The organism is Thiemannella venezuelensis (assembly GCF_014203605.1).
Classification (GTDB): domain Bacteria; phylum Actinomycetota; class Actinomycetes; order Streptosporangiales; family Streptosporangiaceae; genus Planomonospora_A; species Planomonospora_A venezuelensis.
Map to the genome: position 1 here is coordinate 138,529 of NZ_JACHJJ010000014.1, position 22,882 is coordinate 161,410.

Sequence of the window (22,882 nt, forward strand, 5' to 3'; positions counted from 1 at the left end):
GTCGTACTTGACGCGAACACTGTTCGTCTATACAACGGTGTTCGTAGACGACGAACGCCGTTCGTCCGGGATGGCGCCTTCCCCTCTCCCCGAGAGCGCAAGGAAACGCGCCGGAACAGCCCCCCAGACCTGAGACCCGGAACGGAGTCCCCATGACCCCCACCGTCGACACCGGCCCTCCGGCCATCACCGCCGAGCCGTACCGGTGGCGCTGGCCCGCGCTCTTCGTGATCCTCGCCGCCGAGGTCATGGACCTGGTCGACGCGGTGATCACCAACATCGCGGCGCCGTCGATCCACGCCGGCCTGGGCGGGTCGACCAGCATGATCCAGTGGCTCGGCGCCGCGTACACCCTGGCGATGGCCGTCGGCCTGCTCACCGGCGGGCGTCTGGGCGACGTCTACGGCCGCAGACGCATGTTCGCGGTCGGCGTGGCCGGCTTCACCGCCGCCTCGCTCCTGTGCGGCCTGGCCGTCTCCCCCGAACTGCTGATCGGCTCGCGGGCGCTGCAGGGCCTGTTCGGGGCCATGATGATCCCCCAGGGACTCGGCCTGATCAAGGAGATGTTCCCGCCGAAGGAGACGGCCGCCGCGTTCGGCGTCTTCGGCCCCGTCATGGCTCTGTCCCTGGTGGGCGGACCGGTGCTCGCGGGCTGGCTGGTCGACGCCGACCTGTTCGGCACCGGCTGGCGCATGATCTTGCTGATCAACCTCCCGGTGGGCCTGCTCGCCCTCGCCGGAGCGGCCTTCCTCCTACCCGGGACGAGGCTCGGGCACGCCTCCCGCCTCGACCTGACGGGCGTGTTCCTGGCCTCGGCCGCCTCCTTCCTGCTGATCTACCCGCTGGTGCAGGGGCGCGACCTCGACTGGCCCGCCTGGACCTTCGCCTCGATGGCGGCCTCCGCCGCGCTCTTCGCGCTCTTCGCCCGCCACCAGGCGGCCAAACGGCGGACGGGCGGCGACCCGCTCCTGGTGACCGGGCTGTTCCGCAAGCGCGCCTTCACCGGCGGTCTGGTGACCGGCCTGGTCTTCTTCACCGCGCTGATCGGCTTCTCGATGGTGCTCGGCCTGTACTTCCAGATCGGCCTGGGCTACGACCCTCTGAAAGCGGGCCTGGCGAACCTGCCCAACGCGATCGGCTCGCTGATCGGCTTCGCCGGCGTCAACGCCGCCGGTCTGGCGCAGAAGGTGGGCCGCAAGCTCATCCACCTCGGTGCGATCGTGATGGCGGCCGGTCTCGCCGGAATCGCCGTCACCCTGAACCTGGCCGGTGCGGACGTCACCCCGTGGCAGCTCGCCCCGGCGCTGTTCGTCACGGGGGCCGGGATGAGCATGATCATGGCGCCCTTCTTCGACATCGTGCTGGCCGGGGTCGAGCCGCACGAGTCGGGCTCGGCCAACGGCACCCTCACCGCCGTCCAGCAGCTCGGCGGCGCGCTCGGCTCCGCCGCGATCGGCACGCTCTTCTTCGGCATGCTGGAGCGCGGCCGGACCTTCTCCGAGACGATGCAGACGACGATCTGGGTCACGGCCGGGTTGATCGCCGTCACCTTCGCCGCCGCCTTCCTCCTCCCGCTCCGCGCCCGTCCCGAGGAGCACGGCGCGGGTCACTGAGCGGCCGCCGCCGCTCTCCTCGCGTCTCCCTCCGTCCCGGCACGGGCGGGCCTCCGTGCCGCCCGCGCCGGGACGCGTCTCAGCCGGCCGGGCGGTCCAGGTGCCGCTCGGCCCACTGGCCGATGTCGCGGCGCTCGATCGCGGCGGCCATCAGGCCGGGGAAGGCGTCGGGGGTGCAGGCGAAGGCGGGCACCCCCATCGCGGCGAGCGCGGCGGCGTTCTCCCGGTCGTAGAAGGGCGCGCCCTCGTCCGACAGCGCGAGCAGCACGATCACCTGCACCCCGGCCGCGGTCATCTGGGCCACCCGGCGGAGCATCTCCTGCCGGACCCCGCCCTCGTACAGGTCGCTGATCAGGATGAAGATGGAGTCGCCTGGCCGGGTGATGAGGCCCTGACCGTAGGCGATGGCCCGGTTGATGTCGGTGCCGCCGCCGAGCTGGGTGCCGAACAGCAGCTCCACCGGGTCGTGGAGCCGGTCGGTGAGGTCGACGACCGCGGTGTCGAAGACCACCAGCGACGTCTTCAGCGAGCGCATCGAGGCGAGCACCGCGCCGAAGACGCTGGAGTAGACGACGGAGGCGGCCATCGAGCCGCTCTGGTCGATGCAGAGCACCACCTCGCGCTGGACCGCCCGCTGGCGCCTGCCGTACCCGACCAGCCGGGAGGGGATCACGGTGTTCTTCTCGGGCAGGTAGTTCTTCAGATTGGCGCGGATCGTCCGGTCCCAGTCGATGTCGGCGACCCGCTTGGGGCGGTGGGTGCGCGCCGAGCGGTCGAGCGCGCCGGTCACCGCGGCCTTGGTCTTCTGGACCAGCCGCCGCTCCAGCTCGGCGACGACCTTGCGGACCAGCGCGCGCGCCGACTCCCTGGCCTTCTCCGGCATCACCCGGTTGAGCGACAGGAGCGTGCCGACCATGTGCACGTCGGGCTCGACCGCCTCGAGCATCTCCGGCTCCAGCAGCAGCCGGGTCAGGTTCAGCCGCTCGACGGCGTCCTTCTGCATCACCTGGACCACGGTCGAGGGGAAGTAGGACCTGATGTCGCCCAGCCAGCGCGCCACCCGCGGCGCGGACGCGCCGAGCCCGGCGCTCCGCTCACCCGACGGCCTGCCGCCGTCCCCGCCGCCGTTGTAGAGCGCGGCCAGCGCACCGTCCATCCGGGCGTCGGTCCCGCCCAGCGCGCACCCGGTGCCGTCGGCGTCCCCGCCGAGCACCAGCCGCCAGCGGCGCAGCCGCTCGCCGCCGTCCGCGGCTCCGGTCGCGGTCCCCGTCACGCTGTCCGTCACGACGCCCTCCCCAGGATCTCCAGCACGGTCCGTACGGCCGCCGCCGCACGCTGATCGTCGATGTCGTCGGCCGCCGCGGCGGCGGTCGTCGCGCCGGTGCCGAGCGAGCGGGCCCGCTCGCCGATCGCGCGGCGCTCCGGAGCGGCGAAGGCGCCGAAGGTCCGCCGCAGCAGCGGCAGCACGTCCACGAACGCCTCCGGGGTCAGCCCGGTCAGCCATCCGTCGATGAGCCCGAGCAGCCGGGCGTCGTGCACCAGCAGCAGCCCGCCGCCGGAGACGAACCCCTCGACCCAGGCCGCCGCCCTGGCCGGCGGGTGCCCGGACGACATCGCCCGCGACATCCGGAGCTCGGCGCGGCCGGCGTCGAGCTCCCCGGTGTCCAGCAGGATCCGGACGATCCGCCCCTCGATCAGCCCGTGCAGGTCCGACCGCCCCGACACCGCGCGCAGCGCGCCCAGCCAGCGCCCCTTCGGCGGCTCGTCGCCCGCGGAGTCGAGCAGCCCGACGGCCGCGTGCACCGCGTCCACGTGGCCGAGCAGGCCGCGGGCGGCGTCGTCGTCCAGGCCGGTGACCGCCCCGCCCAGCCCGACGCAGACCCGGGTGAGCAGCGCGTCGACGATCGAGGCCAGCCCGGCGGCGGGCGTGCCGCGCACGTCGCCGTAGCGCTGCGCCCGGACCATCGCCGGCAGCGCCGCCATCAGGTGCGTCACGTCGCTGTCCAGCGCCGCCCGCGCCGACAGCGCCTCCAGCACGTACGGCAGCGCGTCCGGCAGGTCGGCGAGCAGGCACCGCTCCACCAGCCCCGTGAGGTCGGCGAGCGAGACCCCGCCGCCGGAGCCCGCGGATCCGCCCGCCCCCGCCGTGCCCGGGGCCGGGACTCCGCGGCCCGGTGCTCCCGACCGGCCCCGCCCTGCCGTCCCGCCCCGCGCGAGGTCGCGGACGCGGGCGGCGGCGGCCGACGGGACGGTGGTGCCCCAGGCGCCCGCCTCGATCAGGTCGATGTCGAACTCGGGACGCCAGGCGAGCGTCCACGACTCGCGGAAGGTGCCCTTGCCCCGGCTCTCCTGCGGGCTGCCCCAGTCCACGCCGAGCAGGCGCAGGCGGTGCAGCAGGCGGCTGCGCTCCAGGTCCAGGGGCTTGCGCAGGTCGAGGTCGAGCTCCCGGTCGAGGGCCTCCGGCTTGAGCTTGAGCCGCCGCTGCTCCTCGCGCAGGTGGCGCTGGAGCGGGACCATCGGGGTCGTGTCGGGCACCTGGCCGAGCCGCTCCCCCACGACCATGTGCCGCTGGATCAGCTCCACCGGCAGGTCGTCGCCCTCGCACAGGACCGCCCTGACCGCCTCGGTGACCTCCGCCAGCCCGGCCAGCGGCCGTCCCCGCAGCACCGCCAGGGACTCCGCCAGCCGTACCGCCTCGATGACGTGCGCGGAGGAGACCGGCAGGTCCTCGGCGCGCAGCACCCCGGCGGCCTCGGTCAGCCAGCGCTCCACGGGCCGGTCCGGGGAGGCGAACAGGTGGTGGTACCAGCCCGGGGAGGTGACGCCGGCGCCGTACCCGCTCCAGGCGGCCAGCCGCCCGTAGGTCCACGGCACCCAGGTCAGCTCCACCTTGGCCTTGGGCAGGCCCTTGAGCAGCGCGTCGTCCGCCTTGGCCGGAGGCAGCCCGGCGCCCCAGCCCCGGCGGCCCCGCCCGGCCGGTCCCCCGTCTCCTCCCGATCCCGCCGGATCGGCCGGGTCGGCGAGCGCGGGGACGTGCCAGGCGCCGCAGACCACGGCGACCCGCTCGAACCCGTCCTTGACCGCCTTGCGGACCGTGCGGCGCATGAACGCCTCGCGCCGCGCCTCGTACCCGTCCGGGACGTGGCCCTCGCGGACCGCGGCCATCGCCTCGGCGATCACCTGGAACGGCGTGTCCCCGCGGTGCTCGACCGCGTCCTCCCACCACCGCTCCGGGTCGTCGTATCCGGCGGCGCGGGCGAGCTCCCCGATCGGGTCGATCCGTACGGCCCGCGCCCGCTCCTCCTCCGCCGGGTCGTCCCCGGCCGGCGCCGGACCCGCGTCCCCGTCACCGGCCGCGTCCCCGGGGGAACCGGCCTCCTCGGAGTCCTCCGCCGGGACGGCGAGGCCGTGCGCGGCGGGCAGGTCGCAGAACCGGACCGGCACCCCCGCCCCGACCGCGTAGCGGATCGCCTGCCACTCGGGGGAGAAGACGGCGAACGGCCAGAACGCGGCCCTGGACGGCTCGCCCGGCACGTGCGCCAGCAGCGCCACCGGCGGCTGGAGATCCGGGTCCTGCGCGAGGGCGACGAGCTCGTCGGCCTCGGGCGGGCCCTCGATGAGCACGACGTCCGGCTTGAGCCTTTCCAGCTCCGCGCGCAGGGCCCGCGCCGAGCCGGGCCCGTGGTGCCGGACCCCGAGAACGGACACGCTCATCGCCCGCCTCCTTTCCTGATGCGGCCGGGGACTTCACGGGTACCGCGGGGAGCCGCCCGGCGTTCCCGGGACGGACCGCGGTCGCGGCCGGCACCCGCCCGTCCGGGGCGGACCGCGGCCGGGGAGTGCTCCGGCTCAGCCCGCGTCACGGCAGGCCCGGTAGAAGTCGCGCCAGTCCGCGCGCTCGCGCACCACGGTCTCGAGGTACTCGCGCCAGACGACGCGGTCGGAGACCGGGTCCTGGACCACGGCGCCGACGATCCCGGCGGCCACGTCGGAGGGACGGAGCACCCCGTCGCCGAAGTGCGCGGCCAGCGCGACGCCGTTGGTGATGACGGAGATGGCCTCGGCGGTGCTCAGCGTGCCGCTGGGCGACTTGATCTTGGTGCGGCCGTCCTCGGTCACGCCGGTCCGCAGCTCGCGGAAGACCGTGACGACGCGGCGGATCTCCTCCATCCCGGCCGGGATCTCCGGCAGTTCCAGGGAGCGGCCGAGCTGCTCCACCCGGCGGGAGACGATGTCCACCTCCTCCTCGGGGGTGCCCGGCACCGGGAGCACGACGGTGTTGAACCGGCGGCGCAGCGCGCTGGACAGGTCGTTGACGCCCCGGTCCCGGTCGTTGGCGGTGGCGATGAGGTTGAACCCGCGCGCCGCCTGGACCTCCTCGTTCAGCTCGGGAATCGGCAGCGTCTTCTCCGACAGCACGGTGATCAGCGCGTCCTGCACGTCGGAGGGCATGCGGGTCAGCTCCTCGACCCGGGCGAGGCGGCCCTCGGCCATCGCGCGCATCACCGGGCTCGGGGTCAGCGCCTCCCGGGACGGCCCCTCGGCCAGCAGCCGGGCGTAGTTCCAGCCGTAGCGGACGGCCTCCTCTGCGGTACCCGCCGTGCCCTGCACGAGCAGGGTGGAGTCGCCGCTGACCGCGGCGGCCAGGTGCTCCGACAACCAGGTCTTGGCGGTGCCGGGCACGCCGAGCAGCAGCAGCGCCCGGTCGGTGGCCAGCGTCGCCACGGCCACCTCGACGATGCGGCGGGGGCCGATGTACTTGGGGGTGATCCGGTCGCCGTCGCCCAGGATGTAGGAGGTCACCGCCCACGGGGAGAGCTTCCAGCCCGGCGGCCTGGCCCGGTCGTCGTCCTTGGCCAGGATCGCCAGCTCCTCGGCGTACTGGTCCTCGGCGTGGGCGCGCAGCACCGTCGTCATTGCAGCTCCTTCAGCATGTCGTCACGGAAACGCAGGAGGGCGGCGACCTCCTGGATGGGCGGTTCGAGGGACAGTCGCTCGGCCAGGCCGTACAGACCGGGGTCGATGCGCTCACCGGCCAGCTTGGACAGCTCGCCGAGGTTCCACGGCTGGGTGCCGGCCAGGTCGAGGATCTTGCCGAGCACGGCCCGGGCGAGCTCCGGCCCCCACGGCGCCGCCGCGCCGCCGAGGACCATGATGAGCTGGCCGTCCAGGCCGTGACCGCGGACGAAGGCGGCGGCCAGGGCCTCCTGCTCGTCCCGGGGCAGTACGGCCAGCAGGTCGGCGAGCGGGTCGGAGCCGAACAGCTCCCGCGCCCACTGGGGGTCGCCCTGGAGCACGGCCGCCCTGACCCAGCCGGCCGTGACCTCCCGCCCCCAGTCCACGATCTTCATCCGGACGAGCTCGCGGGGCGGGCGGCCGAGCAGGCCGCTCCAGAGGCCGAGCGGGGTGCGGGCCACGACCTGCTGCAGCCACCAGCTCCGCTCGCCGGTGCCCCGGGGCGGCTTGGCCCGGATGCCGTCGCGCTCCATGGCGGCGTCGCAGGCGTCGGGCGGGTTGACGAGGATCTTGCCGTTCAGCATCGTGAAGCAGCCCGCGGCCCGCTCGGCCATCCGCCGGCCGAGACGCGAACCCGGCAGCCGGGTGAGCAGGTCGGCGGCCTCGTGCCTGACCTCACGGCGGCGGTCGTCGAGCGCGGCCTCCAGGAACGGCTCGTCGTCGAGGGAGAGCCCCTCGGCCAGCAGCTCCAGGAAGGCGGCCCGGTCGTCCGGGCCCTCCTTCTCCCAGGTCGCCGCGAGCAGCTCGCGGGCGGCCGCGGGGTCGGCGGCCCGCAGCGCGCCCAGGTGGGCACGGCGGTCCCCCGAGGTGCCCAGTTCCCACACCTCGGGGCTGGGCCCGGCCACGGTGGCCTCCTCCGCGAGGAAGCCCCAGGCGGGGTTGAGCGCGGCCAGCCAGCGGCCCCGGCGCCCGGCGAGGACGCCGAGGTGCGGCCGGATCGAGCGGTCGCGGGCGGCGTGGTCGAGCAGTTCGGGCAGCAGGTGCGGGGAGAGCCGGTAGCCGCGGTCCGCGGCGGTGCGCAGCCACTCGGCGAGCAGCCTCGGCCGCTCGCCGCCGAGGATCCGGGCCAGCCGGTCGCCCGCGGCGCGCGGGAGCGCGAGCTGCTCCTCGGGCGGAGCCGGCTCCAGCGGCTCACCGGCGCGCAGCCGCTGCCCGGCGCGGGCCCGGACGGTCTGCACGGCGGCCCGTCCGAGCAGCTCCGCCGCGGGGTCGGCGTCACCGGAGGCGCCGGGCAGCGGCCTGCGGTCGGTGCCGACGAGCGCGGTGGAGACGAGGTCCTCCCACGCGGTCGCGGCCTCCGCCGTGGCCGGCGCGGGGGCCTCCACTCCGACCGTCGCGGGGGCCGTCGCGGGGGCCGCCCCCGTGCCCGTTCCGGTGTTCTGCGGAGCGCTGCTCACAGCACCACCACCCGGCCTTCCTCGTCCCAGGTCGACAGGGGGCGCAGGCCCCCGGGGGTCCATTCGGCGGCGACGGTCAGCGGGTGCCCGCCGGAGGCGGCGACCAGCCGCCACGGGGTGCCCGCCGACGGGTGCAGCGGGAGCCCGCCGTCCGCGCCGCCCAGCAGCCACGCGCCGTTCCGCATCGGGACGACCGCGTCGAGGACCACCGGCCAGGAGTCCGTCCACGGGTCCCCCGCCAGGGCCGCCGCGATCTCCCCCAGCACCGCCTCCGGCGTGGAGCCGGGCGGCGGGGCGGCGGGGGCGGCGGCGTGCCGGGCGGCGACCAGGGCGCGCAGCGGGGCCGTACCGGGGTAGAACGCCAGCTCGGCGTCCATGGCGGTGCCGGTGACGAGCGAGGCGTCGAGGGCCTGGCCGGTGGGGGCGAAGGAGAGCACGAGCGCGGCCCGGCCGGTCGTCCTGCCGCGCAGCCAGACCCGGCGCGAGATCAGCCGCTCCTGCTCCTCGTCGCGCCGCCCCAGCACGTCCCACACGTCGCGGACGGTCTCCCCGGCGAGCACCTCCTCCCTGGTGACGGGGAAGCCCACCCGCCCCCGCACGGCCGGCGCCAGCAGCTCGCGGCGGTGGGCGGTGAGCAGGAGGTGGAGGAGGGAGTACTCGGACAGCAGCCGGGCGGGCCAGTCGTCGTCCGCCAGGACGGCGCCCAGGCGGGAGACGGTCCCGGCGACGCCGGGGGCCTGGGCGTCGACGAGGCGCTTGACCAGGCCGTCCCAGTGGTCGTGGCGGCGCGAGCCGGCGATGCCCTGCCGCACCTGGTCGGCCAGCCAGCGCTCCAGCTCCTCCAGCCCGGCCGCGACCCGCTGCTCGCGCTGCTCGGCCCTGCGGGGGTCGGGGGCCGCGCCGGGCTCCGCCGCACGGGGCGCGGCGGCGGGCCTGGCGGCGCGGGCGCGGCGCTGGTCGAGCCACTCGGCCACCCAGTCGGCGGGCTCGTCCGCGCCCGGCACTCCGTCGGCCGACCAGAGCAGCAGCAGGCCGAGCGCGTGCTTGCAGGGGAACTTCCGGCTCGGGCAGCTGCACCGGTAGGCGGGCTCGGACAGGTCCACGCACGCCCGGTAGGGCGTGGAGCCGCTGCCCTTGCACTCTCCCCACACCGCCTCGGCGGCGACACCGGCGTTCGACCACTTGCCGGGAGACGACACTCCTTGGGCCGCTTTCTGGGACGAGGCGTCGGGCGCGAGCGCGAGGACCTGGTCCCGGTTCCACCGTTCGATCACGCGCCGAACGCTAGCCAACCCCGCCGACAAATTCGGGTCATCACCATATATCCCTTATTTCCGCCGCTAGAAGGCCGGGTCCCGGTGCCGGAACGGGCACCGCCCCGGCCCGTGCTCCCGCCGGACCTGATGCGGCCTGCCCTTACCATCGTGCGGTGACCACACCTCCGCGCCCGCCGCTCGCCGAGATCCTGGACCTGCAGCCGCACCCCGAGGGGGGCTGGTTCCGGGAGACCTGGAGGACCTCCCACTCCCTCGCCCCGGACGGGTACGGCGGGGCGCGGGCGACGGCGACCGGGATCTACTTCCTGCTCGGCCCCGGCGAGGAGTCGCGCCCGCACGTGGTCCGCTCCGACGAGGTGTGGCTCTGGCACCGGGGCGGCCCGCTCACCCTGCTCCTGGGCGGCCACGAGGGCCAGCCGGCCCGTGCGGTCACCCTGGGCCCGCTGGTGGAGGAGGGCCAGGTCCCCCAGGCCCTCGTCCCGGCCGGGACCTGGCAGGCGGCCCGCCCCGCCGGGCCCGAGGCCGTACTGGTGAGCTGCGTCGTCTCCCCCGGCTTCGACTTCGCCGACTTCCGCATGATCTGAGAGCCGGAGCCGTCGGCGCGGTGGAGGGACCCGCGGGCCCGCGCCGCGCGGGCGCCCCGACCCGCCCCGCGCCTGACGCGACCTTGTCGCAAGAGCGTGACCTGCGCTGATGTCGAGATGCTGCAATCGGCGCCGTGGGTCATCGTGGGTGGTATGAGCGATCAGCGAGCCGCCGCCGGCCGGACCCCGGAGGGCCGCGGGCACGGCCATGACCACGGGTACGGCCACGGACACGGGCACGACCACGGACATGGGCACGGGCACGGGCACGCGGGTGCGGGGATCCGGGCGAGGCTCGCGCATCTGGTGCGGCCGCATTCGCACGAGGCGGCCGAGAAGGTCGACGCGGCGATGGAGTCCAGCGCCGAGGGCATGCGGGCGCTGTGGATCTCGCTGGGGGCGCTCGGCCTGACCGCGGCCGTCCAGGCCGTCATCGTGGCGCTGTCGGGGTCGGTGGCGCTGCTGGGCGACACCGTGCACAACGCCGCCGACGCGCTGACGGCGGTGCCGCTGGGCATCGCCTTCGTGCTGGGCCGCCGCCCGCCCGACCACCGCTACACCTACGGGTACGGCCGGGCCGAGGATCTGGCCGGGATCGTCATCGTGCTGGCCGTCGCGGCTTCGGCGGTCGCGACCGGCTGGGCGGCGCTGGAGCGGCTGGCCCGTCCGCAGGAGGTCACGCACCTGGGGGCGGTCGCGGCCGCGGGGCTGGCCGGGTTCGCCGGCAACGAGCTGGTGGCCCGCTACCGCATCCGGGTCGGCCGCAGGATCGGGTCGGCGGCGCTGGTCGCCGACGGCCTGCACGCCCGCGCCGACGGGTTCACCTCCCTGGCGGTCCTGGCCGGCGCCGGCGGTGTCGCGGCGGGCTGGGACCGGGCCGACCCGGTGGTCGGCCTGCTGATCACCGCGGCGATCGCGGGCGTGCTGGGGCAGGCGTCCCGGCAGATCTACCACCGGCTGATGGACGCCGTCGATCCCGCCGTGACCGCCCGGGCGCGTGCGGCGCTGCGCGCCACCGGCGGAGTGCTGCAGGTGGGGCGGGTCCGGCTGCGCTGGGTCGGTCACCGGCTGGAGGCCGACTGCCAGATCGTGGTGGACCACACCCTGTCGGTGGTCGCCGCCCACCGGATAGCGGTCGCGGCCGAGCACGCCCTGCTCCATGCCCTGCCCCGGCTGGCCACCGCCACGGTGCACACCGACCCGGGACCGGCCGGCGGCGTCGACCACCACGCCCTCCTCGCCGGCCACCGGCGGACGCCCGCCGGTGGTCCCCCGCACGTCCACGGCGGGGCGGACGCCGTCTGACATGATGCGCCCATGCGCGATCCCCTCAGCGACCTGGCGGCGTTCCGTGCCTCGGCCGCCGTCCGGCTGTCCGCTCACCGGCACACGACGCTGCCCGACGCGCCGGGCGTCCGGCGGGCCGCGGTGGCCCTGTGCGTCGTCGAGCACGCGGGCGCCCCTTCGGTGATCGTCATCAAGCGGGCCCACCGCGGCCGCAACGCGGGCCAGTGGGCGCTGCCGGGCGGGCGCCTGGATCCCGGCGAGACCCCGCTGCAGGCGGCGCTGCGCGAACTGCACGAGGAGATCGGGCTGGCCGCCGCGCCGGGAGCCGTGCTGGGGCGGCTCGACGACTTCCCCGCCGCCTCCAGCTTCACGATCACTCCTCTCGTGGTGGCGGTGACGGATCCGGGACCGCTGGCGCCCAGCGCCGACGAGGTCCACTCGGTGCACCATGTGCCGCTGCGCCGGCTGGCGGCGGAGGACGCGGTGCGGTGGGTGCCGCAGCCGGGCGGCGGACGGCTGCTGCAGATGCGCCTGGGCCCGGAGATGGTGGTGCACGCCCCCACCGGCGCGCTGCTGTGGCAGTTCCGCGAGGTCGTGCTGCTCGGCCGTACCGCACGGGTGGCCGACTTCCTGCAGCCGGAGTGGACGCGGCGCTGACGGCGCCTCGGCGGTGCGGGCATGTGACGGTTCACTGCCGGGCGGAGAGAATGCGGTTACACGCCCTATCTAGGAGGTCAACGGTGACCATCGAGATCGTCTCCGTCATCGGCGGGAAAGAATCGTCCGGCGGCACGGCCTATGACTCGATCAATCCCTCCCGTGTGGACGAGGTCGTCGCACGGGTGCGGCTCGCCGACGCCGCCGCGTTCTCCGCCGCCTGCCGTACGGCCTCCGCCGCCCAGCGCGAGTGGGCGCGGGTCCCGGCTCCGGTGCGCGGGCGGGTGGTCGCCTCGATCGGGCGGCTGGTGGAGGCCAACGCCGAGGCGCTGGCCCGGCTGGTCACCCGGGAGATCGGCAAGCCGTACGCCGAGGCGCTGGGCGAGGTGCGGGAGATCGTCGACACGTGCGACTTCTTCCTCGGCGAGGGGCGGCGGCTGTACGGGCAGACGGTGCCCAGCGAGATGCCGGACAAGAACCTGTTCACCTTCCGGGTGCCGGTCGGCGTGGCGGCGGTGATCACCGCGGGGAACTTCCCGGTCGCGGTGCCGTCGTGGTACCTCGTCCCGGCGCTGCTGTGCGGCAACGCGGTGGTGTGGAAGCCCGCCGAGTACGCCGCGGCCTCCGCGCACGCGCTCTACCGGCTCTTCGCGGCGGCCGGGCTGCCCGAGGGCGTGCTCAACCTGGTGCTCGCCGACGGCCCCGCCACTTCCGCCGGGCTGGAGGAGGCGCTGGGCGAGGGCACGGTGCACAAGGTCGGGTTCACCGGATCCAGCGCGGTCGGCCGGACGGTCGGCGAGCTGTGCGGGCGGCATCTGCAGTCGGCCTGCCTGGAGCTGGGCGGCAAGAACCCGATGGTGGTCATGCCCGACGCCGACCTGGACCTGGCGGTGGAGGGCGCGCTGTTCGCCGGGTTCGGTACGGCGGGGCAGCGCTGCACCTCGCTGGGGACCGTGATCGTGCACGAGAGCGTCCACGGCGAGTTCGTCGCCCGCTACACGCGCGCGGTGGCCGGCGCGGTGATCGGCGACCCGGCGGGCGAGGTGCTCTGCGGCCCGCTGCTGGACCGCAGGTTCGCCGAGCGCTACGAGGAGTACCTCGGCTGGATCGAGCCGCACCACACGGTGGTCTCCGGCCCGACCGGCCGGATCACGGCGGACAACCCCCGGGGCGGGTTCGACGGCGCGGGCGGCCTCTACTACCACCCGGTGGTGGTGGACGGGGTGCGCGGCGGCGACCGGCTGTTCATGGAGGAGACCTTCGGCCCGATCGTGGGCGTGACCGCGTTCGGCACGCTGGAGGAGGCGATCGAGCTGGCGAACCTGCCCGGGTACGGCCTGTCGTCCTCGATCTACACCACCGATCCCAGGGCCGCCTTCCGCTTCCGCGAGGGCATCGGGGCGGGCATGGTCAGCGTCAACAACTCCACCTCCGGCGCCGAGGCGCACCTGCCGTTCGGCGGGAACGGGAAGTCGGGCAACGGCAGCCGCCAGTCGGGGATGTGGGTGCTCGACCAGTTCACCCGCTGGCAGGCGATGAACTGGGACTACTCCGGCCGCCTGCAGAAGGCGCAGATGGACGTGGCCGAGATCGTCCCGGACCTGGGTTACCGGATCTGATCTTTGCCGTCCGGCGGGGTTGCCCGCACCAAGATCGCGGCATCTTCCCCTGCGGGGGCGACCCCGTCCGCGAGGGGGCGCGTGCTGCGGCGCGGCCCCTCGCGGATCCACCGTCCCGGCGGGTCCGCCGTCCCCGATCCGCCGTCCCCGATCCGCCGTCCCCGATCCGCCGTCCCCGATCCGCCGTCCCCGATCCGCCGCCCGGGCGTGCCCGCCGCGGACGGCGCGCCGGGCCCGGCCGGACGCACCGCGCCGCACCGCGGTCAGTAGAGCGGGATGGACGGTCGGGGCTGGACGGGCGAGTACAACCGCTCCACCGGCGGGCGGCCGAGCTCCGCCGCGGGCGCCGGCACGGCCCGGAGCGTGCCGCGCCGCGCGTGCTCGCCCTGGGGGAAGGCGCTCACCCGGTCCACGCCGCAGCCGGGGCAGTTGCTTCCCGCCCACGGGGGCTGGACGGGCACCCCCGACCTCAGCCAGACCACGACGTCGTGGCCGTGCTCGTCGGTCAGACGGCGGACGGTGTACTCCTCCTGCCAGACATGCCTGCAGCCCAGGCACTCCAGCGGCCACGTCTCGCGGACGCTGAACTCCTCGTGCACGAGAACCACCTCCTCGGTGACACCGGCGACCATTCGAGTCTGTTCGCCCTCCACCATGACAACAAGCGGGAAGACGTATTGATTGCGTAATTCTCATATATTAAGACGATCTTTCTCGACTAATGAGACTACTGCTACGGTTCCCCCATCGACCGAAGGAGTGGTCCCGATGACGGCAAAGGACGCCGTGTACACCCATGGCCATCACGAGTCCGTGCTGCGCTCCCACCGGTGGCGCACCGCGGAGAACTCGGCGGCCCACCTCCTGCCGCACCTGGCGCCGGGCATGTCGCTGCTGGACGTGGGGTGCGGTCCGGGCACCATCACCGCCGACCTGGCCGAGCTGGTCGCGCCCGGCGCGGTCACCGCGGCCGAGGTCACCGAGGAGGCGCTCGGGCTGGCCCGCGCGGAGGCGGAGCGGCGGGGGCGGGACGACATCACCTTCGCGGTGGCCGACGTGCACGCGCTGGACTTCCCCGACGACTCCTTCGACGTCGTGCACGCCCACCAGGTGCTGCAGCACGTGGGCGACCCGGTCCTGGCGCTGCGCGAGATGCGGCGGGTCTGCAGGCCGGGCGGGATCGTCGCGGTGCGCGACAGCGACTACGCCGCCTTCACCTGGTTCCCCGAGCCGCCCGGGCTGGACGAGTGGATGGCCCTCTACCAGAAGGTCGCCCGGGCCAACGGCGGCGAGCCGGACGCGGGGCGCCGGCTGCTCTCCTGGGCCCGCGCGGCCGGCTTCTCCGACGTCTCCGCCACCTCCTCGACCTGGTGCTTCGCCACCCCGGAGGACCGGGAGTGGTGGGGCGGGATGTGGGCCGAGCGCATCCTGAAGTCCGACATGGCCCGCCAGGCCCTCGCCTCGGGCGCCGCCACCGAGGAGGAGCTGCACCGCATCTCCGCGGGCTGGCGGGCCTGGGCCGCCGAGCCGGACGGGTGGCTCTCCCTGCTCCACGGCGAGCTGATCTGCCGTGCCTGAGGGCCGCCGCCCGGTCCGGGGCCGGTCCGCCGCGCGGGGTACGGCCGCCGCGCGGCGGCCGTACCCCGCGCGGCGGGTCAGGGCTGCTGGGTGATCTTCACGTCGTCCACCCCGGCCTCGACCAGCGAGGCGCCGGAGGCGTCGGCCGCCTCGATCAGGATGCGGACGCTCTGGCCCGCGAACGCGGAGACGTCCGCCGTGGCCGTGGCCCAGGAGCCGTTGCGGTTGGTGGCCGCGCCGAGCTGCTGGAACACCTGGGTCGTGGTCGAGCCGACGACCTTGACGCGCAGGAAGTCGGCGCTGGAGGAGTTGGAGCCGTGCGCCAGGTACCACGACAGCGACAGGGTCAGCGTCCCGCCCGCCGGCAGGGTGATCGCCGGTGACCGGACGCTGGTGAGGCCGCCGTCGATGTCGTAGGCGCCCGCCGAGGAACCGGCCAGGCGGCCGGTGACCAGGTCGTTGACGCCGCTGACCGTGGTGCCGAGCTGCTTGGCCCCGCTGGAGGAGGTGGCCGCCGGGTCGCCGCGCTCCCACTGCCCGAGGGTGGCGGTGTCGGTGCCGCCCGGGTTCGCCGTCCAGCCGGTCGCCGTCTCGAAGTCGTCGGAGTAGACCGTCACCGGCGGCGTGCCGGTCCCGCAGTACTGCGACTCCTTGCCGATGATCCGGTAGACGCAGTCGGAGTACTCCAGCAAGCGCAGGACCGCCTCCCGGTTGCGGGCGGTCTGCGGGCCGATCTGCTCGTCGGGCGGGTAGAAGCCGGGCGAGCCGGTCGGGTACATCTCGAAGGTGTAGCTGAAGATCTTGTGGACGCCCCACATCCAGTCGTCGATGCTGCCGTCGGTGATGTAGAGGTCGCTGGCCTGCTGCGGGGTGTAGCCGTTGGTCCCGGCCATGTTCTGGCCCAGGGTGGCGTGGGCGTCGCGGTCGTCCTGGGTGAGGCCGGGGGCGGTGTCGTTGTAGGTGTAGCCGTACGGCCACAGGATCAGCTCGCCGTAGGTGTGCCAGTCGATGTGCGCCCTGATCTGCTGCACGCCGCCGACGACCCGGCCGTTGACCCAGTTGGCGACGGCGCTGACCTCGGGCGCCGAGGCGGGCGACGGGCCGCGGTAGGTCTCGCTGGAGGTGGAACCGGAGGAACCGCCGCAGCAGCCCCAGTTGTGGGCCCAGTTCCGGTTCATGTCGGTGCCCACGGCGGAGGAGCCGGGGTTGGGCTGCCGGTTCTTCCGCCAGGAGCGGTAGGAGCCGGTCGCGATGTCGTACTCGCCGCCGTCGGGGTTGAGGTCCGGCATGATCCAGATCTCGCGGCCGTTCACCAGGTTCGTGATGCGGCTGTCGCTCCCGTAGCCGTCGGTGAGGAGGTTCATGATGTACAGGGCCATCTCGACGGTCAGGTGCTCGCGGGCGTGCTGGTGGTGGGTGAACAGCACCTCGGGCTCGTTCTCGTCGGTCGCGGCGTTGTCACTGATCTTGACGGCCATCAGGTCGCGGCCCTCGTAGGAGGTGCCGTAGCTGATCTTCCGGGCGATCGCGGGATGGTCGGCGACGATCTGGTTCACCGCCGCGGTCATCTCCGCGTAGTTGTGGTAGCCGGAGTCGGCGGGCGGGAAGTCGAGGGCGCGGGCGTCGGGGGATAACGATCGGTTGATCTTCGTGACGGTGTAGCCCAGTTTCCTGATGGCCTCGACCTCGGCCTCCGTGGCGGTCACCACGACCGAGGCGGGGTCCACCTGGTCGATCGCGGCGCCCGTGGCCGCGACCGCGCTGCGCTGGCGGGGGTCGCCGGGCCCCTCGACCTTGTACTGGCCGCTGGGCGGCGGCTCGGCCGAGGCTCCCACTCCGGTCATGCCGGTGCACAGCAGCACCAGCACGGCGATTCCGACGATCAGACGGCGTCTCACCGGTGTCCTCCTCAGACGCGTTCTCGGGGGGTCTGTCACGCGTCTGCACTGAGAGTCAGGCACGCCGGTGAATCCGGAAAGGCCCAAATTCCGGTCACCCGTCCCGCACGGAGGGTCCCTGCCGGGCCGTGCTCCGCCCGGCGGGGACCCTCCGCTCAGCGTGCCCGCCCGCCGTCCGGGCCTCCGTCCACGCCCCTGTCGGTGCCACCGGTGCCGCCGCCGTACCCGAGCAGGCGCATGGCGATCTCCGGATCCATCGCGGCGGCCAGCAGCTGGGCCCGCTCCACCGCGTTGTCCCGCTGCGCCTCCGCCCTGGCCCGCGCGGCCTGCACGCCCCGGACCACCGCGAAGGCGATGCCCGCCCCCGCGACGACGGCCACCACGGCCACGAACACCACCAGGAGCGCGCCCTGCCCCGGTGCGCCGGCCGCCCGTCCCCCGGTGAGGGCGAACGCGCCGAGCAGCGTGAACGCGGCCAGCACGACCAGGCTGACGGCGACCGCGGCGACCGTCCGCAGACCTCCCCGCCGCCTCGGCGCGGCGGAGACGGGCTCCACCACGGCCCGGGGAGGCGGCGGCTGGATCACCGGGCCGTTCCCCGTCTCCGGGGGAGGCGGCTGGATCACCGGGCCGTCCTTCGCCCACGACGCGAAGTCGGGGCCGGTGGCGGGAACCGGTTCGAGTACGGCGGAGGCCCCCGCCGGCGCAGCGGCGGGTTTCACCGGAGACGTCACCGTGGGCGTCACGGCGGATATCACGGGGGGCGTCCCGGTGAGGACCGGGGCGCCGTGCCCGTTGCCGGTCACCACCGCGCCCTGGATGACGGCGGCGGGTTCGAGGCGGGGCACGGCCGCCGGAACGGGCAGCTCGCGTGCCACGTGGCTGTGCTCGCGGTGCGCCCTGGCCGCCTCCAGGTGGTACTCCTCGATCTCGGCGTAGAACCCGTCGGAGGCGTAGACCGAGCCGTCGACCAGCGGCCCCTGCCGCCGCTCCAGGACCGCGACCACGTCGTCGCCGTTCAGCGTCTTGTGGGTCTCCAGCGCGTGGGCCAGGCAGAGCACCTCCCGCCGGTGCTCCTTCAGCAGGTCCTCCGTCTCCTTCAGCAGGCGCACCAGGTTGTACTCGATGCGCTCGCCGAGCACGTCGGGCACGGTCGCCTGCCTGCCCGCCCGCGGGGCCGGGCCGCCGGGGCCGCCCGCGCCGGGCATCGACTTGCCGCCGCCCATGATCTCCAGCTCCTGGAGCGCGGGCAGCGAGGTGACCCCGCGCCCCATGCCCCAGTGCGCCTCCATCAGCGCGGTCAGGTAGGTGGCCGAGTAGAGGTCCCCGGAGACGCCGGAGGAGTTGTCCTTGGCGAAGAACATCCGCTCCCCGGCCAGCGAGGCGAGGGAGACCATGATGTCGGCCTCGTGCTCGGACTTCCACCGGGTGAACTGGTCCTCGGGCTTGATGCTGGCGACCATGCCGAGGTAGTCGGCGCCCTTCTCGATCGTGGCGATGTCGATCTCGAGGTGGAAGCGCGTGCGGTAGGCCGCCACCGCGTGGCACGCCTCGTGCACGGCCACCGCGTGCCGCTCGCGCTCGATGTACTCCACGTCCTCGGGCGGGCCGAGCTGCTTGAGCCGCTTGGCGCGGGTCACGTCGGACCAGGTGATGACCTCGCGGCCGTCGCGGATCGCGGTGATCAGCGACTCGTTCACCAGGTCCTTGATCGTGGCGCCGGTGGCGTACGGGGTGATCGTGGCCAGCTTGTCGAGCTGCTCCTCGGTCAGCTCGTGGTTCACCTTGTCGAAGTAGCCCCGGTAGGTGCGGACCCGGCCCGCCTTGGACGGGTAGCCCACCTTGTAGATGCGGTCGATCCGGCCGGGCCGCAGCAGCGCCTCGTCCAGCGAGTTGGGCATGTTGGTGGCCATCATGACCAGGATCCGGTACTTGGGCGGCGGCTTGGGCCGCATGCCGAACAGCCTCCGGACGTGGCGGTTGACGATGCCGCGCGGTTTCTTCAGGCCGGACAGCTCGGTGAGCAGCGCCTGCAGGGTGCCCGGGTCGCCGCCGCCGCCCATGTTCCCGCCCATGAAGAAGCGGTTGCGCGCGGTGTCCGGCCGCTCCCCCGTCCCCGCTCCGCGGGTGAGGAGCCACCGGGAGTCCTCCGACAGGTAGGTGAAGCCGTGGCAGCCGCCGGCGTGCGGGGAGCCGCCGGCGTGCGGGGAGAACCCGGGCCCGCCCCTGGGTCCCTGCTGGGCCAGCGAGCCGCGGCGGCCGAGGGAGTCGGCCTCGTCGAAGAAGACGATCACCCCGCCGTACCGGAGCGCGAGCTTGCGCAGCTTCCGGAAGAGCGACTTGACCTTGAGGATGCCGATGCCCATGAACATGTTGACGAACGCGCCGGGGTCCACGAAGACGTACGGCTTGCCGGTCTCCCCCGCCACGGCCTCGGCCATCAGGGTCTTGCCGGTGCCGGGCGGACCCCACAGCAGCAGTCCGCTGGGGACGTAGCCGCCGCGCTCCTCGATGGCGTCCGGTTTCTCCAGGAAGACGATGTTCTCCTTGACCCGCTCGACCACGTGGTCCTGGCCCCAGACGTCGGTGAAGCGGGTCTTGATGTCGTCGGGGAAGTAGGTCTCGACCCCGCCGCGCGACAGCAGCCAGAACAGGCCGATGAACTGGAAGGCGATGAAGAAGAACGCGAAGGCCAGCTGCGCGACGTACGGCAGCGCCTGCCAGAGCAGCGCCGGCGCCTGGAACAGCGCGAGGGCGGGCGAGGTCTCCAGCACCTGGCCGAGGACCAGCGCGAGCACCGCGATCCAGAACAGCCACTTGATCGCGCGGGCGAGGCGGAAGCGGTTCCAGTCGGAGAAGCGGCGGTGGGTCCAGCGTTCGAAGCCGCCGAACACGCCCCGTGTCCAGAACCCGTGGTACGCGGCGGAGCGCTCGCTGACGAGGAAGTGGATCTGCCGCAGGACCTCGGCACCCAGCAGCCAGAAGATCCAGGGCGCCTCGATCGCGGTGCCGATCATCGCGTCCTGGAAGGAGATGACACCCTCGAAAGATGCCATCTTGTTCCAGACCAGCACGAAGTAGATGATCGTGAGGATGAGGACGAACTTGATCCGGTCCCAGAACGGCATGCGCTTGCGGGTCGACTCGCGCGCGTCGTTCGGGCCGGTGCCCGGCGGGCGGAGGCCCTCGACATGAGGGGGCGGTGGGGGTGACTTCATATGCGGGCCTCTCCTCACCCGATGGGGCGCTTGACCTTCAGGGACTGGGCGATGGTGTCGAACTCCTGCGCACGCTTGCGGTAGCAGGCCGCCGAGCAGCGGATCAGCATCATGGAGAGCCGTTCGCCGTCCGCGTCCAGGTAGGAGGTGAGGTCGAAGGTCTGCGTCCCGGCGCCTTCGACGGCGTAGTTGAACCGCACGCGCACTCCGCGCACCCCGTCGCCGGGATGGAACACCTCGTCGGAGAGCAGTTCGAACCCGGTCAGCGGGTAGCCCGGGATCTGCGCGGTCTGCTCCCGCGTGGCGTCGGTGACGGGGAGGATCGCGTCCCGCATGACGTTCAGGGAGATCATGTCCCGCTGTTCGGGCACCAGCGTGATGACCCGGACGAAGACGAACGGCTCGTCCGCGGTGCCGACGCCGTAGAGATGGCCGACGGAGGGCTCGGCGTGCGCGTCGTACCCGACCGACCAGACGAGTTTCCTGCGCACCTGGGCCGTGGCCGACTCGGGGTCCTGCTCGAAGAAGCCGTCCAGGGCCTGCTGGTCCACCTGGCGCCAGGCCGCCGGGACTTTGAAGTAGGTCTGCCCGCTGTCGTGGCGGACGTAGGTGAACTGCGGGCTCGCGCACCCGGTCAGTCCGGCGGTCATGGCGGTGACGAGCGCCACCGCCACTGCGGTGGGAGCGGTCCCTGGTCGTCTCACGAGGGCTATACCTCCGCTTTACGAGCCAACAGGTGACTTATGCCCCTTTTCCCAGATCTCTCCCCTCACCGAAGAGGGGAATCTTCACCAAATCTTGGCTTTTACTTGTCTGCACTTGTTACAGATCATCAGAACGAATCTGTCAACCCCGTCCGGCCCCCATCGATCCCCGGGCGGAACCGTGGACAGGAGGGGCAGGGAGGGGTTCCGGCGCCGGGGGCCGGCCCCGGCCCGTATGATCTTCGAGGAGCGCGGGAGGGCACGCGGAGGCCCGCCGCCGGAGGACTCCGGAGTGACACCTCCGTACATGTCACGTTTCCTGGGCGAAGAAGCTACGCCGCCCACCGGAACCGGAGAGGATGAAAGGATCGCACCATCCTCGCCGCACTGTGCCGACCGGCAGGCCGACGGACCCGGAGCCGCTTCATGAACGACCACGCGGACGACACCGCTCCCGGCCGCCGAGCCAGGGGATTGGAGATCATGAGACGCGTCAACGGCGGGGCCGGCGCCGGCGACGGCTCCGGAGACTTCTTCGCCATGACCGTCGAGCACCTGTTCGCGGAGGTCTGGTCCCGCGACGGGCTGAGCCTGCGCGACCGCAGGCTGCTCCTGCTCGGCCTGCTCGTCGGCGGGAGCATGCAGGACGAGGTCGCGGTGCAGCTCGACGCCGCGCTACGGACCGGGGAGCTCACCCCCGACGAGCTCCGCGAGGTCGTCGTCTTCCTCACCCACTACGCGGGCTGGCCGCGCGGGTCCAGGCTCAACGCCCAGGTCGAGGAGTTGCTCTCCCGGTTCATGAAGGACTGAGGAGCCCGGGCCCCGCAGGGCCCGGGCGGACGGCTCAGCCCGCGGCCTCCAGGCGGTAGACGGGCCCGCTCAGGCTGAGCGCGTAGAGCTCTCCGTCGTGGTCCTCCCCGAAGGACGACAGCTGCTCCACCCTGCCCAGGTCCTTCCCCTCGCCGGGCCGGTCGGCCGGGGCCGACCTGACCCAGCCCGCGCAGAAGTCGCCGTAGAGGAACCGGCCGGCCAGCGACGGGATCTTCGTGCCCCGGTAGACGTACCCGGCGATGACCGAGCAGGTGCCGTCCTGGCCCAGGGGGTACTCGATGACCGGGTCGACCAGCCCGCCCGCCGCGCCGTTCCCCCGGAACGGATGGCGGCCCTCCCTGAGGTTCCAGCCGTAGTTCCGGCCGCCCTCGCCCTTCGGCTGGTGGTCGACCTCCTCCCACTCGTTCTGGCCGACGTCTCCGATCCACAGGTCGCCGGTCTTCCGGTCGAAGGTGAACCGCCAGGGGTTGCGCAGGCCGTACGCCCAGATCTCGGGTTTCGCGCCCTGCCTGCCGGCGAACGGGTTGTCCTCGGGGACCTTGTACGGCGTGCCGCGCGGGTCGATCCTGAGGATCTTCCCGAGCCAGGTCCCCAGGTTCTGCCCGTTGCCCTGCGGGTCGCCGCCGCTGCCGCCGTCCCCCAGCGCGATGTAGAGGTGGCCGTCCGGCCCGAAGGCGAGCTGCCCTCCGTTGTGGTTGGAGTACGGCTGCGGCTGGGTCAGCACGTCCCTGCGGCCGGTCGCCTCCCTCCCGTCGAAGGCCCACTCCGTGATGTGGGTGGTCCCCTCGCGGTCGGTCCAGTTCAGGTAGAGGAAGTCCTCCTCCGGATGGAACGCCACACCGAGGAGCCCCTGCTCGTTGCCCCGGCTCACCTCGTCCGACAGGTCCACGACGGGATCCTCGGCGACCTTCCCGCCGGAGATCTTCCGCAGCCGCCCGCCCTGCTCGGCGACGTAGAGCGTCTCGTCACCGGGGCGCAGCGCCATCGCCACGGGCATGTCGAGCCGGGCGATCTCGGTGAACTCCGGCCCGGCCCCCGGGTCCGGGGTGCCCGCGGCGGAGGTGGGGGCCGCGGATCCCGTGGCGCCCGGAGCGGTCGCGGCGGAACCGCCGGCGGGCTCACCCGCCGAGCACGCCGCCAGCGCCACGCACAGCAGGGCCGCCCCCGCCCCGGTCCGGTAAGAGATGTGCACGGTCGTCAGCC

Annotated in this window: 17 protein-coding genes; 7 read left to right on the forward strand and 10 right to left on the reverse strand. The window is 73.8% G+C overall.

What is annotated here, in order from left to right:
• The first annotated feature begins 152 nt into the window (after positions 1–152).
• Positions 153–1,613 (forward strand): MFS transporter, encoded by a 1,461-nt coding sequence (locus FHS22_RS20960; RefSeq protein ID WP_184944007.1) that lies wholly within the window; start codon positions 153–155, stop codon positions 1,611–1,613.
• A 79-nt stretch (positions 1,614–1,692) separates the two neighbouring features.
• Here FHS22_RS20960 and FHS22_RS20965 read toward each other — a convergent pair whose 3' ends face one another.
• The 5 genes from FHS22_RS20965 to FHS22_RS20985 form a co-directional block, all read right to left on the reverse strand.
• Entirely contained in the window at positions 1,693–2,898 is a 1,206-nt protein-coding gene (locus FHS22_RS20965) for a VWA domain-containing protein (RefSeq protein WP_184944009.1), read from the reverse strand.
• On the reverse strand, positions 2,895–5,327 hold the full coding sequence (locus FHS22_RS20970) for a DUF5682 family protein (protein WP_184944011.1): 2,433 nt from the start codon (positions 5,325–5,327) through the stop codon (positions 2,895–2,897). The genes FHS22_RS20965 and FHS22_RS20970 overlap by 4 nt, the downstream gene beginning before the upstream one ends.
• A gap of 135 nt (positions 5,328–5,462) precedes the next feature.
• A complete protein-coding gene (locus FHS22_RS20975) occupies positions 5,463–6,530 on the reverse strand; it encodes an ATP-binding protein (protein ID WP_184944013.1) in 1,068 nt (355 codons plus the stop codon).
• On the reverse strand, positions 6,527–8,026 hold the full coding sequence (locus FHS22_RS20980) for a DUF5691 domain-containing protein (RefSeq protein ID WP_338047866.1): 1,500 nt from the start codon (positions 8,024–8,026) through the stop codon (positions 6,527–6,529). Before FHS22_RS20980 ends, FHS22_RS20975 begins: the two co-directional genes overlap by 4 nt.
• Positions 8,023–9,300 (reverse strand): SWIM zinc finger family protein, encoded by a 1,278-nt coding sequence (locus FHS22_RS20985; protein ID WP_184944014.1) that lies wholly within the window; start codon positions 9,298–9,300, stop codon positions 8,023–8,025. The genes FHS22_RS20980 and FHS22_RS20985 overlap by 4 nt, the downstream gene beginning before the upstream one ends.
• Before the next feature lie 155 nt (positions 9,301–9,455).
• Here FHS22_RS20985 and FHS22_RS20990 point away from each other — a divergent pair, with 155 nt between their 5' ends.
• The 4 genes from FHS22_RS20990 (at position 9,456) to FHS22_RS21005 (ending at position 13,450) form a co-directional block, all read left to right on the forward strand.
• On the forward strand, positions 9,456–9,887 hold the full coding sequence (locus FHS22_RS20990) for a cupin domain-containing protein (RefSeq protein ID WP_184944016.1): 432 nt from the start codon (positions 9,456–9,458) through the stop codon (positions 9,885–9,887).
• Positions 9,888–10,040: 153 nt separating this feature from the next.
• Positions 10,041–11,192, forward strand: a complete 1,152-nt coding sequence (locus FHS22_RS20995) for a cation diffusion facilitator family transporter (protein ID WP_184944019.1) — start codon at positions 10,041–10,043, stop codon at positions 11,190–11,192.
• A gap of 12 nt (positions 11,193–11,204) precedes the next feature.
• Positions 11,205–11,831 carry an NUDIX hydrolase gene (locus FHS22_RS21000; protein WP_184944020.1) on the forward strand — a complete coding sequence of 209 codons (627 nt, stop codon included), beginning with the start codon at positions 11,205–11,207 and terminating at the stop codon, positions 11,829–11,831.
• 83 nt (positions 11,832–11,914) lie between these two features.
• Positions 11,915–13,450 carry an aldehyde dehydrogenase family protein gene (locus FHS22_RS21005; protein ID WP_184944022.1) on the forward strand — a complete coding sequence of 512 codons (1,536 nt, stop codon included), beginning with the start codon at positions 11,915–11,917 and terminating at the stop codon, positions 13,448–13,450.
• A gap of 263 nt (positions 13,451–13,713) precedes the next feature.
• Here the strand turns inward: FHS22_RS21005 and FHS22_RS21010 are convergent, their stop codons facing one another.
• The gene (locus tag FHS22_RS21010) at positions 13,714–14,106 is read right to left on the reverse strand and encodes a hypothetical protein (RefSeq protein ID WP_184944024.1); all 393 of its coding nucleotides are present in this window, start codon (positions 14,104–14,106) and stop codon (positions 13,714–13,716) included.
• A gap of 112 nt (positions 14,107–14,218) precedes the next feature.
• Between FHS22_RS21010 and FHS22_RS21015 the strand changes: the two genes are divergently transcribed.
• On the forward strand, positions 14,219–15,028 hold the full coding sequence (locus FHS22_RS21015; protein WP_221473909.1) for a class I SAM-dependent methyltransferase: 810 nt from the start codon (positions 14,219–14,221) through the stop codon (positions 15,026–15,028).
• A gap of 77 nt (positions 15,029–15,105) precedes the next feature.
• Here the strand turns inward: FHS22_RS21015 and FHS22_RS21020 are convergent, their stop codons facing one another.
• The 3 genes from FHS22_RS21020 to FHS22_RS21030 all read right to left on the reverse strand — a co-directional run bounded on the left by FHS22_RS21020 (position 15,106) and on the right by FHS22_RS21030 (position 20,848).
• Positions 15,106–16,926, reverse strand: coding sequence for a M14 family metallopeptidase (locus tag FHS22_RS21020; protein WP_184944025.1), 1,821 nt, complete (start codon positions 16,924–16,926; stop codon positions 15,106–15,108).
• 155 nt (positions 16,927–17,081) lie between these two features.
• Positions 17,082–20,144 (reverse strand): AAA family ATPase, encoded by a 3,063-nt coding sequence (locus FHS22_RS21025; protein ID WP_184944027.1) that lies wholly within the window; start codon positions 20,142–20,144, stop codon positions 17,082–17,084.
• 14 nt (positions 20,145–20,158) lie between these two features.
• The gene (locus FHS22_RS21030) at positions 20,159–20,848 is read right to left on the reverse strand and encodes a hypothetical protein (protein WP_184944028.1); all 690 of its coding nucleotides are present in this window, start codon (positions 20,846–20,848) and stop codon (positions 20,159–20,161) included.
• Between the two features lie 426 nt (positions 20,849–21,274).
• On the opposite strand from FHS22_RS21030, the gene FHS22_RS21035 reads away from it, so the two are divergent.
• On the forward strand, positions 21,275–21,658 hold the full coding sequence (locus FHS22_RS21035) for a carboxymuconolactone decarboxylase family protein (protein ID WP_184944030.1): 384 nt from the start codon (positions 21,275–21,277) through the stop codon (positions 21,656–21,658).
• A 34-nt stretch (positions 21,659–21,692) separates the two neighbouring features.
• Here the strand turns inward: FHS22_RS21035 and FHS22_RS21040 are convergent, their stop codons facing one another.
• The gene (locus tag FHS22_RS21040; RefSeq protein ID WP_184944032.1) at positions 21,693–22,871 is read right to left on the reverse strand and encodes a PQQ-dependent sugar dehydrogenase; all 1,179 of its coding nucleotides are present in this window, start codon (positions 22,869–22,871) and stop codon (positions 21,693–21,695) included.
• Positions 22,872–22,882 lie beyond the last annotated feature (11 nt).